We start from the raw sequence: 14,222 nt of genomic DNA, 5'->3' as shown, positions 1-14,222 counted from the left end.
TAAAAGAGCTTCTGAAATTCAAGATAAATAGAATAAAGAAAAGTCCTCCAACCGATTGCTCGGTCAAAGGACTTACCAATTCACTCATCTTATCAAGTTGTTTGAATAGCGTATAAACTGGGCGGTGCACAGAGTTTATTACTCCTCGACGTCATCAGAAGAAGCTTCTGTCGTCTTAGACACTTCAGATGAAATCACAGGAGGTGTAACTGGCTCTTCAATCACATCAGTCGAGTCTGACGGTGGGAGACTAGATTCTGATTTTGGTGTTTCAGCCGGTTTACTACTCGAAGACTCTTGAGTCGCCTTGTCTTGCCCCGCTTCAGGTACCTTTTCTACCTTAGGTACTTCAGGAAGATTAGGCGCAACTGCCGATTTCTGTAGTAATAATTTGGCTTCTTCCAACGCAGTAGATATATTGGCAGAGACTTCTTTTTTCTCAGCATCCGTACTTACGTTTATTCCCGCTGATAGTTCAGCGGCGTACTTCTGGAGCTCACTGATTTGCTCAGCAGTAACATTCGCAGTGTGCTGGGCCAGTTGGACTTGCGCTCTTTTCATTTCAAGTTGAAGTTCAATACGGAGCTGATCCATCAACCTGTTTTTTTCTAAAGTTATCGCTCTGTCCATTTCACTGATTGACTCATTCTTTCTATTGTCAAACCAATCGGTCAGTCGGCTTTGGATATCCTGGTCTGCAAATGCTTTATTGAGTCCGCCTCCTGCTGTCAGCCCAATCAGACAAAGAAACAGAATGATCATTGCTTTGCGGAATACCCCGCCTTTTTTCCACATTGGTTTCATCCTTTCTAAGATGCCAATTCCTAACGTTGTTCACAACTTATTTATTCATGTTATTTACAATGCTGTCTAATTCAGCTTGGCCGGCCAATAATAACCCTTTCGCCGCAAATGAAATCATCCCTTCTTGCTTTTTAATCAGTTGATTATTAGTGGAAGTAATAACCGTACGCAATCTAGCAATTTCTGTGTCAATCATAGTTTTGATTTCAGCAGTTGTAGCAGCTTGTTCAGTATTTAATTGACTTTGCAACGATGATTTAGCACCATCAATTGTTGCTTGCAATTGTCTTGCCGCTTCTGCAGTAGCTTCTTTTACTTTCAAATTGACATCTGCAATTGCTTTTTGGCCTTCTGCATTAGCATGACTTGCTAAATCGCTATTAGCAAAATTCAGAGCATCTTTTCCTGACTGATCGATAAGACCTTTTGCGGCTGAAGACAAGCCATCGAATTGACTTGATAAGTACGATTCAATGTGTGCTTTTTGAGCATTAATTTTGTCGATATATTCCTTACTTTGCTTATCAATTGCTGCGTTTGTCACGCCAGTATCAAATTCACCCTTTGCTTTAAGTTTACTAGAAGTAGTATCTTTAATTCCTTGGTATTCTGCAGCAAGACCTGGGACTTTTGAGTTCGCATAGTTATAAGAATCAGTTACCACATTACTGCTTGCCGCTGAGAACTTCGCATCGTACCAATCTTTTAGTTGAGCACCAGCATCAGTAGCACCGAGTACTACACCTCCACCTGATAGAAGTCCTACCGTAACTGCTCCTGCGATTACTTTACTTTTCATTGTTTTCAACATAATAAATTCCTCTTTTCTAATTTTAGTTGTTATTCTTGTCCTAGTACGTCCGCTAAGAGTGTATCCACGTCTTCAGCTACCGTTTGCTCGATGGATAATTGTGCTTTATAGCTTTCGAAATTTTGTTTCTTCAATTCATCAGATGTAGTCGTGAGCTCACTTTGCATTTGCCTTCTATATTCACCAATCCCTAGAACCACTTCTTTGGTTTCGGCATCACCGAATTCAAGCATGGCAATACTGAAGGCAGACTTAGTTTGCTGTCCGATGATTCTAGAAGTCCTGATAGTAAGCACTAGGCCCTCACCAGTTTTTGCACCTACCTCTTCACTTAGTGGTTTAAATGCTTTTTCATACCAATCTTTTAAAAAATGACTTTCTTCTTTCGCACTCACTGATGAACTTGCTACTAGTAAAAAGATCATTATGATTGCGACCAGCTTCTTTTTCATTTCACACCTCACTACATGCAAATAGGTTTGTTTCTTCCCCCTTATTTGTTTTCGTTTTGTTGCGTCTGTGGAACTACCTTCAGTATAGGTATCTTTTGTCACTGTATCCTCCCTCATTGGGCTACTCTTTTTAAAACATTAGTCTACTTCAAGTTCCACCATTGGCTACCTAAATGTCTTAAAATTGGGAATACCAAGACCGTTAGACAAAACTAGATAAATTTCAATACACAATATGACAGAATATACTGACCCCAAAATGTATAATTACGGTAGAAGGAAAGATATAAGAAGGAAAACGTAGATATACATTCTGTATTTGGGCACCTGGAATGTATGGAGTTATTGGTGCAACCGACCTGAGATCACGGAGACCTCCGTATATCTTCAGGTCTTTTTTATGGATTAAAACTAAACAGAACGAGGTGGAATATGAGGATATTGATTGCAGATCACAGGCCATTTGTGCAAAGAGGACTATGCTCCATAGTATCCGCTGAACCTGAATTCAATATTATCGGGGAAGTCGGATCAAAGGGACAAGCTATCCAATCCATTAAACAGCATTCACCCGATTTGCTTATTACTAACTGGAGGTTTGGCACAACAAGTGGTCTGGAACTGATCAAAGAAGCGAGAAAAGAAGGATACGCAGGGAAAGCGTTGTTATTAGCAGAACATGTTACCAAACAGGAATTCTCACAAGTTAAAGCACTTCATATAGAAGGACTTATTGCAAGTACTGCCATTCAAGAAGAATTTATACACGCATTGAAGCTACTGGATCTTGGAAGACGCTATTATGATTCGCACATATTAGAAAGCTTTTTAGAAACATCCCTAGATGGCCGTTCAAAATCTGATCCTTATCACCAGCTAACAGAAAAAGAGTTGGAAGTACTTCAAGCACTCGGCCATGGGCTTTCTAATCGTCAAATCGCAGAATCACTGTTTGTAACGGAATACACAGTAAAAAAACACGTCAGTCAAGTGCTGGCAAAGCTGGAACTCGCTGATCGTACGCATGCAGCACTGTATGCGAATGCAAGAGGTATCGCTTGCTATGAAGTGAGTGTGTAAAAACATTGCAAGTCTGATCTTTTCAATAATAAGAAGATGTTGGTTGAAAGACCTAATTATTCACTCTTCAAGATGTCCGAATTATGCGTCGCACATTAGACACCCATTATCTTCACCTGTGGCATTATGGTGTTCTCCTGCCATTCCCACTAATAACCAAGAATCAAAACGATTTCACAAACGTACAATAACCATTCTGAAAGTCGTTTTAACAAAATCCGACAGGTCGTAGCACAGACATAAAAACCTCAATCAATTTCTTGGGTGAAGGACGATTGAATCCTTACTCACATTACGTCGTGAAGATACTTCTGAATTTCAAGATAAGCAGAATAAAGAAAGTCCTCCTAATACACATTGCTAGCATCTCCTTAACTACCTCCTGTAAAAGTTGTGTCCATACAAGAGGATAGATAGTTATTTAGATGTTGGCAAGTGGCCTTTTTTTATACATAAATTAGCTGCCGTTCCCTACATTTCTAGTGTGCCATAAACATTTGGAAGGCTGGCAAGCCTTTTTTTATTAATTCATAGTTGCAACGTTATGTACTTTTCCTTTTCACAACTCTGTACTTCTATTTTGCACTACACATATAACGGAGAAACAGAGCTTACTTCTTCATTGATAGCATCTATTGATAGGGAGTATCCTGATGACTCTCATTATCGCCTCACACTTAAACGATATATTGAATTCCAAAACGAACAGAAACAAAAAGGTAATAAGGAAAAGTTGGAAAAGAGTAGTAATGAAGCTACTCATTAACATGGGGCAACTCTTATTTGACGCTTACACTTCTCTTGGAGGAACGATGCTGGAATTCAGGCTGCCTACATGACACACATTGATGTGTGTTGGTTGGTTCTTCACATCGAGACACATGACGACAAAGTATTCTCTGTCGAGTTCCCCTAGGAACTGCTTGAACAGGTGGAAGCCATCTTCTGGACTCTTGATGGAACGGTTCTTGTACAGTAGGCTGGTTTCTTTCACCATTCGCAAGGACACAATGTCAACTCGCTTGGCTGGATGAGACTTGGATTGTGTAGACTGTGTGAGTGATGTTTCGGATGACTGTAGAGTGTTCGTGTACTGGTTAGTTTCTTTCATGGTTTCTCCTCCACAATTAGAAAGCGTCCTCATCCGGTTGAGTGGATGAGGACGCTTCGTGTATTCAGGATTATAATATCTATTTGAAATGCTAGTTGATACGGTTGCGAAGCTAAAAGAAAAGCCCTCTAACCGATTGCTCGATTAAAGGACTATTTTTTTCATTTACTTATTAAACTAGCCATAGGGTCTAACTTGTGTTTAAATCTAGCACCAATTACTAAATTTATTCAGCAGTTACATTTACCGTTTTCTCTGCAATGTATTTATTAGTAACTTTATCCTTCAGCTTTACAGTAATGGTATAGTTACCCGACTTACTAAATGTTACATTGAAAGGAGTTGTAGCATTGTGATCTTTCGGTAATAGGAAACCGGCATTTGGTCCCCACACACCATTATCTGTCTGTAAAATTGGTGTGTTATTAGAGTCAAGTGCATAGAATTTAACAGAAGAATCTGCAGGCTTTTTAGTTGTTGATACTTCAGCAATCACAGATTCGTAACCCAATTTATTTACTGCTGTCGCCTTAAGTGTCACTGGGACCTCGACAGGAGTTCCAGCTACAACACTACTAAATTCACCAATCTCGAAGTCATATACACTTAAAGATGTTCGTAAGTTATAATACGTTTGATTATTGGCATTACCTTGTTCTGTAGCAGTTACTTCATATAAATCTGAACTCAGTGTTCCTTGTCCAGGATACACCCAAATTGCTGGTTTTCCTTCAGCGTCTTCATGTGAAGACTCACCAGTGATAGTTAAAGCACTATTGGAAAGTCCAGCTTCTGCTCCTTTTGAGACTTCAATACCACCATATTCATTTCCTGATGTGGAAATGTCAGTAGCTTTTACTGTCGAGCCATTGACAATTAATCCTCCATCTCCATTTTTAAGCAAAACTTTATTTAGTTGAACGTCCTTTGCATTGTACACTTGCAATGCGTAAAGCCCCTGCCAACCTGTTTCTTCTTTCCCATTAGAATCTACAACTAAATTATTGATAATAGCGCCATTTTGAGACACTACAATTACAGAATTAATCTTTGGAAGTCCATTACCTTGAACAATTTCTTTGAAGCTATTTGATCTAGTAATAATATTACCTTCACCATTAATAGTAACTTTTTTGGAAACTAAAATCGGACTAATCACTTCGAAGCCATTTTTCAGATTAATAACAGCATAATTTTTTTCTAGTGCAGACTTAAGTTCAGTTTCGCTACCAACTGATACAGCCAATTCAACATTCTCTCCAGGAGTTACTGTTTCTGGTTGATTCCCTTCAATTACAACGTTATCTGTATTTGCCATAACCTCGTTAATAGTTCCTGCATTATCAACTGTCGTACCAGTCGCAGCTGCTTCAATATTTAAAGTTCCAACCGTTGCACCAGCAGCAACCTTAAGAACAACATTTGACTTTGTGACAGTGATTGCACTTCCTGCTAGGTTACCTCTCAACTCAATTGGTGCTGAAGATGTCGGTGTTAATTCAATCGTACCGAATGAACCGCCGTTTGCATCTAAAGTAGCTCCCGATTGAACGATTGTGTTTGTAATTGCTGTGCCAGAATTTGATTCGATACGAACACTATTATCATTTTTCACAGTCAGGTTACCTGCAGTAACATTATTTAGATGAATACTGTTAGTAGCCCCAGATAATACTACAATATTAGTAGCAGCTACATTATTTAATGTAACCGTACCATTTTGACCTGGATTTACATAAACAGTTCCGTTTACTACTAGATTCTTTAAAGTAGCATCTGAATTGACATATAAATTACCATTTAAAGTTGTGGATGTTGCCGGACCATACGTTGCATTACTCGTTACTTCATAGTTACCTGAATATGTTCCTGCCACATTCAAAGCAGTTGCATTTAAGCTATTCCCTTCTTATACTACATTCCTGTAGCTTTCGATTAGGGCCTACACCGGACAAGCGACTTTCATCGCATACGGCGTGCCATCAACAGTAGTAATCATTCCCTGCCAATTCCCTTGAATTTTAAAGGTACTTTTGAATCCAGTAAAATATACCCATTAAATTGGCAAATAGATAGACCAATCACATATAAGTGATTGGTCCTACTATTCTATTGGAAAGCCTAATTTTTAGGGAAATAAGCTTTTCGAATACATACCACTGACTAGGTTCCTTCGCTCCTGCTGGTTTTATCCTCCTCATAGGTTACCCTACAAGTACATACGGCCAACGATCAACACTACTATGAACCTGCTGCCATCTTAATAGGATCACTGGTGCTGATTCACCTAGCCTACTAAGACTTCAAACGTTCCGTTACGTCCATCCCTTGTTTTGACAACCTTAGATCTCCACTATCCAGGAGAGAGAAAGAACAGGTTAACAGTCAATTTCACTGATCTCCATTCCATTATTTCATATGGAAGGATGAATGCCGAGGCGCTAGCTTAATTTCGCGGCATTCACTACCTCACCCTGCCTACATGGATTCGTCTACCTGACCTTAGTTGTCTTTTAAGGAGCCCCGCCTCAGTACTACCGAGTACGACTTCACCTGACTTAATCCCTTTTACGTAGGTACTCAGCGCATCATTGGATCCAGGAGGATTAGGCACTTGCATCAAGACTGTTTGGCAAGAATCGGAATTACACCGAATAATTGGAAAGTAACAGTTAGAATAAAACCTCATGGACGACTACTAATTAAAGCACCAACCATGAGGCATATTCCACTAATTTCACTAGAGAACTAGCTTATATAGTAACGTTTCGTTTAGTTTTATTAAGCGCCAACGATTACTTTAACTGATTTAACAACACCATCAACAATTGCAGTAACTGTGAATGAATCTCCAGCAGCATAAGTACCACCTGTTTTAGAGATAGCACCAGTGTTGCTTACAGCAATACCTGTTGCAGTAGCTGCAGTAACATTTGTAACTGTATAAGAAAGTTCTGTAGGAACTACTCCATACTGATCTTCAGCATAGAACTGGAATCCAGCAGTATTTGCACTAGTTGCTTTAGTACCAATGTTAACTTTAGTACCGACATTAAGATCAGCAGCACTTACTACAACTGCACCGTTAGTGATTGCAGTTTTCGCACCAGAAGTTTTACGAACCATTAAGTCCGAAACAACACTTTTAGCGTCGCTATATGTTACTTCTTGAGTAACTGTAAGTGGTGCGTCTGCTCCAGCAATTACTCCTGTTACTGTTGACTTCTTATCAGCACCGCTAGTAGCAATTTGGTTACTAGCTTGAACAATATTATTAGCAGCGACTACTAATGGTGATGTAGCTGTTGAAGAAATTAGAAGACCTTGGTCCACAAGTACTTCTTTAGATCCTTTTTTACCGAAGATTTCTAAAGCATTATTATATTGTGCAGTAGAATTACCGTATTTAAATGTTGAACCTGAGTATAATTTACCGATTTCTTTCAAGCCAAATGTAGAAATATCTTTTAACTCAACAGTTTCTAAGTTAACAGTTACTGTGTCCAAAACATCTGAATTATCATCTTTAAGAGTGATTTCAACCGCTTCAGTACCTTTAGCTGCTGCTGTAACTACAGCCTTAGTAGTTCCAGTATTAGTGATTGTAGGATTAGCGATAGTAACTGTGTCTAGAGTACCGTCTACAGCTGTAAATGTTAATGAATAGTTATTTGGTAACGAAATATCTTCACCATATTGATCCTTAACAATTACATCAGTAAAGTTAACATCTTGAGTTTCATCTTTTTGCATTGCCATGTAAAGATCTTTAGACAATCCAGCAAGTGTAGCGGCTTCAGGTGCGGCTTCAGCAGTTAAACTAAGTGTTTGTGCTTTACCTGTTGCTGAAACAGCTGTTAACACAATATTCTTAGCCGTTGGAGTTACATGCAACTTAACTTTGTTTTTGTTACCGTAATCAATAGATGATTCGATATTAGCACCTGTTGCTGTAATAGAAGAACCATCAGCAAAAGTTAATTTACCTGCATTCGTTTGAGTAATTGTACCAAAGTCAGTAGATGATACTAAGGCATTTCCAAACTGATCAGCCGCAGAGAATGGTAGCTCTGTTTTTTGACTAATTTTAAGTGCAGATTCAGGTGAAGAAACAGTAATAACGTCTGTCTTAGAATCTTCATTTACTTTTACAGATACACTAGCTGTTTTACCTGTACCAGCAGAAACAACTGTTAATACTGCTGTTCCATTTGTTGCACTTGTAGGTTGTGCTAACTTAATAACAGTTTGACCATTTGTTAACTCCTCAAATTTGTTGAATTTGACGATGTTTTCATTTGAAGATAATACGTTTACACCAACTAAATCCGCTGCTTTTAGCGTATTACCATACTGGTCTTTAATTGTTACAGGAATATAGTATTTTGCGTAATCAGTATCCATATTAGTTACGTTTACTGGTTCTTTTGCTAACTCTGCATCGTCAGTCTTGATTTCACCTAATACAATTGAATTTACATCTGCTGCTTGAGCAACTGTAAGAGTTTTTGTAGCTGTTACACCTGTAGTAGAATCTACAACAGTTACTACTACTTTATCGTCAACATTAAAGCTAGAAGCGTTACCATTTACAGTAAGAACTCCATTTTTATCAATTGAGTGACCTGTAGTACCTTTAGAAGCACTAACAGAAATGTTACCTGCTGGTAATTTTCCATTCACAACTTCACCATACTGGTTCTTTGCTTCCACATTCACTTTAATGTTGTTACCAGATTTAACTGCAACGTCACTTAAGAAATTGATTTCTGTAAGCTTCTCAGCTTCTACTTTAGTAGTACCTGTAAGAGGTTGATCAGATAGACCAGTTACAGTCGCAGTATAGTCTCCAGCTGCTAACGCAGTATTGAATTCAACTGTTGCAGACTTTTTATCTTCAGAGAACTTAATCTCTTTAATAGATGGCTTTACAGAACCACGCTTAACTTCTATCATAGCTTTTTCAGTATCAACCGCTTTATTGAATGTTACTGTAAGAGTTTTAGCGTTAGTCGCCTTTACTGTGTCAATTTGAACGCCAGTAACAAAGTCGAAGTCAGCTTGCTTACCGTTTACAGAAACAATTCCTTTTGAACCTTTAAGGCTTGGGTGTGTAATTGTGTAAACTTCGCCTTTAGCGTCGCTTTCCACTTTTTCTGGAGTTACAGCTTCGTCGTTAACTAGAACTTTGAAGTCTGCAGCTGTTAAATCTTTTTTAGCGTCTTTAAGCTTAACTGTTGTAGTTGTTTCATTAACAACTGTTACTTCCTCAACGGAAACACCAACAATAATTTGATCTTTTAAAGCGAATAAGAACTTCGCGAAGTCTCCACGCTTGATGTTGTTTGCAGTACCGAACTGTGTATCATTGATACCTTTAGTTACTTTGTTAGCAACTAAAGCGTCAACTGCAGCATCATAGCTGTCTTTAACGTCAGTGAAATCATTTTTAACATCGCCAGCTTTTAGCTTGAATGCACGTTGAAGCATGATTGCTGCTTCTCCACGAGTTAGGTTATCTTCAAAACCAAACTTAGTAGTAGTTTTACCGTTAACTACACCAGCAGCTTTCAAAGAGTTGACTGCCAAAGCAGCACGTGTAGGTACATCAGAGAATCCTGAAGCAGCTGCGTCTTTGTCATTCAATCCAGCAGCGTTTGCAATCATAACTGCAGCGTCGCCACGTTTGATTTGCATTTGAACGCCATACTGAGTTTCTGAGTATCCTTTAGAAATGTTGTTTGATACTAAGAAGTCTACAGCTTCCTTGTAAGATGAACCCACGTCCGTGAATGCAGCAGTTGAAACGTTAGCAGATGCAACTGGTACGATTGCAGAAGCAACCAAAGTTGCTGTAGCAGCTGTTGCTACGAATTTTTTGTAATTTTGTTGAGCCATTGTGTAGTATTCCTCCCTGTTTTAGGTAATCCAATTTCATCAATGTTGCCATTGACGGTGAAGCACAGTTTAACTATACCACCCCTCTGCCTATAAATCTACAAATCTTCAAAAAGATTTCAAGAATTACAGTCAGATTGCAGTATCTAAACTCATAATCTATTATACATAACCAAAAATCGATTGCAACCGATATGTGGAAGGTTTAAACATTTCTATTCGATTACAATCAGGGACTTATATTGCCATTCCGGGACATTTCTGTAATGCTGCGATATATTACTTTGACAAACGTAATGATGACAAGATCCGATGCTACTTCTAACCTTATGTTCTTTAATACAAAAACAGCCTCGATTCGGAAGTTACCGATTCAAGGCTGTTTTAAAATTAATTATAGTTTTGGAGTTATTTTGCCGTCTCTCGACACTATTGTAACTGTTGCTAGCAGGAACGCTAACCAAACTGAAACAGAAGGTGCGGTTAGGACGTGTCCTGCTGTGTAACTAATCCCTATTCCAATCAGGAATGAGATCCCTGTCAAAATACTGAAGTAGTTGAAGTTCTCTTTTAAATTCATGACTAGTTTCACAATGAATCTGCCTGCAAACCAAACAATTGGGGCCACCATATAAAGGAAGCCAAGTATTCCAAACGAGTAAAACCAGTCATGGAAGTCCATTTCAATCATCTTTAACGGCTTGTGCGGTGCGGGTGCATCATAGTTTCCTGCGAATCCCATACCGAATAGTTTTTGACTGATTGGTGCATCTTTAAACTGTTCAACATAATCTGCTTTGTATGTTTCCCTGCTGCTGAATACTAGATTCTCGAATTGTTCGCTAGAGATCAACGGTTCTTCGTCTTCCACGTCTTCAGGCGGAATTTCGTTTCCGTCTTGATCCACTTCTACAGGTGGTTTCTCTAGTGAAATACCAAGAATGTCGAGATGTGCATACATATTGCCGAATACTGGCGTGAACGGTGTCGCTACAACTAGTAATATCAATAAAATTAGAGAAACAAACGTATTCGCTTTGACCCGTTGTCGTGCTGGGTACTCTTTTGTCGTTAGCAATAATATTAAGCTTCCGAAGAAAATACTGAGTAAGACGATTAATATTCCGCCATACCCTACCTTTGTTCCAAGACCTAGCATTGCTACTGATAATAGAACGAACGGCAGCCAATGTAATAGTTTTCGAGTAGTTGTCGTTTTATACACTGCGAATAATGCTGTAATTGGAAGAAGCATGGACATGCTTGCACCAATCTCGTTTCCTGCATAGAACCAACCCGTCCATCCTTCTTTAGAGCGAGCGTAGTTTGCAAGACTCGTTCCAGTCAGATGCGCGATGATAAAGACGACACTAATTGTGAGTGATGCAATTAAGAAGTAGTTGACGAGCTGTCGAGCTGTGTCCGAGCCTTCTTCTTTTTTCATCGATTCTAGTAATAGAATGAATCCAAAGAGTAACACATGGAAATAAACGATTTTCGTATAGTAGGTTAACTCTTGTACGATGTAAAACGGTTCTTTCACTGTATAGCCGACGATGAAGTTGATCACCACGAATATGGCGAGGCCTGCTAAATAGAGCAAGTACAGTTTGGCCCGTTTGCTCTTTCGTGATGCATTGATGATCCAGAGAGCCATGGCGGCGAGATACAAGAGACGGATGATGACGCCGAGCGTCAACGGAAGGTCGATGAACAAGAGCGACGCTGTTGTGAGCACGTCGATGATCGGCTGGATCATGACGAATGCGACGAGCGCGAGCATGATGTTGTGTCGGTTAAGTTCCATTGGGGCATGTTCCTCTTTCGTTTATGGTTTTGTTTTATCTTTTTTATATTGGATTAGATAATTGCATGTTCTTAGTTGATCGAAGCGGAAGGTGGCGACTCCGGAGGGATCAGCGAAGGCTGAAGACCCCGCAGAAGCGAAGCGCCGAGGAGGCTGAAGTCGAGCCCCTCGGAAAGCGTCCACCTATAGCGCAGATCAACGTGCTTTAGCAATATGATTAGTTCTTCGAGTTTCCAAGCACGTGAGTTCTGAAGCCAGCATCTTCCCACTTCGTGCGCTCGATGCAGTTTTTCGCGTCTATGAGGAGCTTGTCCTTCATAAGTCCGACAGCCGTTGCTGGGTCGAGTTGTTTGAAGCTGTCGTGGCTTGTTAGGATTACGATAGCGGATGCGTCTTTTAGTGCTTCATCCAAGGACTGTGTTTGTTCCGCAATGTTGTTCGTTTTGATGTGTGGATCGTATGCAAAGACGTTTAAGCCTTTTGCTTTCATTTGTTCTACTACATCAAGTGATGGACTTTCGCGCATGTCGTCGATGTTGCCTTTGAACGCAAGACCAAGAACCGCCACTTTCGGTGCTTGTACATTTTCAGCTGCAAGTAAGTCTGCAGTTAGCTGCGCAGTATAAGCCGGCATTCCATCGTTTGTTTTGCGTGATAGGTGAATGAGTTTCGCCATGTCTGGGTTGAGCTCAACAAGGAACCATGGGTCGACTGCGATACAGTGACCGCCCACTCCTGGTCCTGGCTGGTGAATGTTGACACGTGGGTGGAAGTTCGCAAGGCGGATCGCTTCCCAAATGTCGACGTTGATGGTTTCAGCGATTTGCGCTAGTTCGTTTGCAAACGCAATGTTGACATCGCGATATGTGTTTTCCATAACTTTGACGAGTTCTGCCGTTGTGTCGTCTGTTTCGTGAAGTTGCCCTTTTACGAAAGAACGGTATAAGTCAGACGTTGCACGTGCTGATTCTTCGTTTACCCCGCCGATGATCCGGTCGTTCGTCACGAGCTCTTCGAATACTTTACCAGGAATCACGCGTTCCGGTGAATGTGAAACCAAAATGTCCGTTCCGATTTCAAGTCCAGTTGGGACAAGCTCAGGAATGACGATGTCTTGTACAGTTTTCGGTGGAACCGTTGATTCCAAAATAACTAGGTTTCCTTTTTCTACAAATGGTGCAACAGATTTTGCTGCAGCACGGATGTATTCGAGGTTCGCTGTTTTGTCTTCTTTAATTGGCGATGGGACTGCAAGAATGAAGACATCCGCTTTCTTTGGTGATGTCGAAACTGTCAGCATTCCGCTGTCGATTGCTTCGTTTAAAAATTCTTGTAAGCCGTTCTCTTCTATATGTAACTCTTTGTTGCTGATCTTCGTTACAACGGATTCATTAACGTCTACGCCGTGTACTTGGTGACCGTGGTTGGCAAACATTACTGCAGTTGGGAGTCCAATATAGCCAAGTCCGACGATACAAATGCTTTTTTTCATTGGATTTTTCCTCTTTCCTTCATTATAAGTAGATTTCTGAGTTAGTGTGTTTTGTCCGTCAGCACACGCATGAGAAAGCGCGGTAAGTTCATCTGACGTTTAATGCGCTTCGGATCGCTGCACAGACGGTAAAACCATTCCGTGCCTGTTTTCCTAAAAAAGGACGGTGCCCGTTTGACGGTTCCTGAGAACACGTCAAAACTGCCACCGACACCTTGAAAGACTAGGACGTTACGGAGCCGCTCCATGTTGCGGCGAATCCATAATTCTTGTTTTGGACTGCCGAGCGCTACAAATAGAATGCGCGCTCCGCTGTCATTGATGCGCTGAACGAGTGCTTCTTCGTCTTGTTCGTAGCCATCCGTCATTCCTGCAATCGGAATGCCCGGATAGTCTTTTGTGATATTTGCAGCGGCACGTTCGACGACTTCTTTTTTTGCACCGTATAGATAAATCGGATGGTTGTCGCTTGCTGCGAATTTCAGGAGCCGCGCCATCATGTCTACCCCAGTTACCCGGGATGTAATCGTGCCTTTTTTCATTTTGGAGGCAAGCAAAATTCCGACGCCGTCCGCGATTTGGAACGTTGCGCCGTTGATGAGGTCGCGTACTTCCTGGTCTTTCTGTGCGGTCATGACCTTTTCGGGGTTGACTGCGATGATTGTCGATTGTTCGTTATTCGTCATGCGTAAACGAATTTCTTCGATAATTCCTTCATACGACAAAGGCGATACGTTGACGCCTAAATAGGTCTCTTTCATGTACGG

9 protein-coding genes, 1 pseudogene and 1 riboswitch are annotated in these 14,222 nt (G+C 40.4%); of the genes and pseudogenes, 1 reads left to right on the top strand and 9 read right to left on the bottom strand.

Annotated elements, in window-relative coordinates; all coding sequences use genetic code 11:
• Positions 1–138: 138 nt before the first annotated feature.
• Genes QT716_RS01425 through QT716_RS01415 form a run of 3 tightly spaced genes read right to left on the bottom strand, consistent with a single transcriptional unit; the run spans position 139 to position 2,184 of the window.
• Positions 139–795, bottom strand: a complete 657-nt coding sequence (locus QT716_RS01425; protein ID WP_317933914.1) for a hypothetical protein — start codon at positions 793–795, stop codon at positions 139–141.
• 46 nt (positions 796–841) lie between these two features.
• Positions 842–1,615 carry a hypothetical protein gene (locus tag QT716_RS01420; RefSeq protein WP_317933913.1) on the bottom strand — a complete coding sequence of 258 codons (774 nt, stop codon included), beginning with the start codon at positions 1,613–1,615 and terminating at the stop codon, positions 842–844.
• A gap of 29 nt (positions 1,616–1,644) precedes the next feature.
• On the bottom strand, positions 1,645–2,184 hold the full coding sequence (locus tag QT716_RS01415) for a hypothetical protein (RefSeq protein WP_317933912.1): 540 nt from the start codon (positions 2,182–2,184) through the stop codon (positions 1,645–1,647).
• Between the two features lie 167 nt (positions 2,185–2,351).
• A riboswitch (cyclic di-GMP riboswitch) is annotated at positions 2,352–2,433 on the top strand.
• 66 nt (positions 2,434–2,499) lie between these two features.
• Here QT716_RS01415 and QT716_RS01410 point away from each other — a divergent pair.
• Complete coding sequence (locus tag QT716_RS01410) at positions 2,500–3,147, top strand: response regulator transcription factor (protein ID WP_317933910.1); 648 nt, start codon at positions 2,500–2,502, stop codon at positions 3,145–3,147.
• Between the two features lie 793 nt (positions 3,148–3,940).
• On the opposite strand, the pseudogene QT716_RS01405 reads toward QT716_RS01410, so the two are convergent.
• The 6 genes and pseudogenes from QT716_RS01405 to QT716_RS01380 form a co-directional block, all read right to left on the bottom strand.
• Positions 3,941–4,258: pseudogene (locus QT716_RS01405) on the bottom strand (JAB domain-containing protein); the annotation flags it as partial.
• Positions 4,259–4,484: 226 nt separating this feature from the next.
• Positions 4,485–6,134, bottom strand: coding sequence for a hypothetical protein (locus QT716_RS01400; RefSeq protein ID WP_317933908.1), 1,650 nt, complete (start codon positions 6,132–6,134; stop codon positions 4,485–4,487).
• 905 nt (positions 6,135–7,039) lie between these two features.
• Positions 7,040–10,156: an S-layer homology domain-containing protein gene (locus QT716_RS01395; protein WP_317933906.1), complete on the bottom strand. Its 3,117-nt coding sequence runs from the start codon at positions 10,154–10,156 to the stop codon at positions 7,040–7,042.
• Positions 10,157–10,550: 394 nt separating this feature from the next.
• Positions 10,551–11,963, bottom strand: coding sequence for an O-antigen ligase family protein (locus QT716_RS01390; RefSeq protein WP_317933904.1), 1,413 nt, complete (start codon positions 11,961–11,963; stop codon positions 10,551–10,553).
• Positions 11,964–12,180: 217 nt separating this feature from the next.
• Positions 12,181–13,455, bottom strand: coding sequence for a nucleotide sugar dehydrogenase (locus tag QT716_RS01385; RefSeq protein WP_317933902.1), 1,275 nt, complete (start codon positions 13,453–13,455; stop codon positions 12,181–12,183).
• Between the two features lie 41 nt (positions 13,456–13,496).
• Positions 13,497–14,216, bottom strand: a complete 720-nt coding sequence (locus QT716_RS01380; RefSeq protein WP_317933901.1) for a WecB/TagA/CpsF family glycosyltransferase — start codon at positions 14,214–14,216, stop codon at positions 13,497–13,499.
• Positions 14,217–14,222 lie beyond the last annotated feature (6 nt).

The organism is Sporosarcina aquimarina (genome assembly GCF_033253705.1).
In the GTDB taxonomy this organism is placed as follows: Bacteria; Bacillota; Bacilli; order Bacillales_A; family Planococcaceae; genus Sporosarcina; species Sporosarcina aquimarina.
Note: the sequence above shows the minus strand (reverse complement) of the source record. Positions and strands in the feature narration are given on the sequence as shown.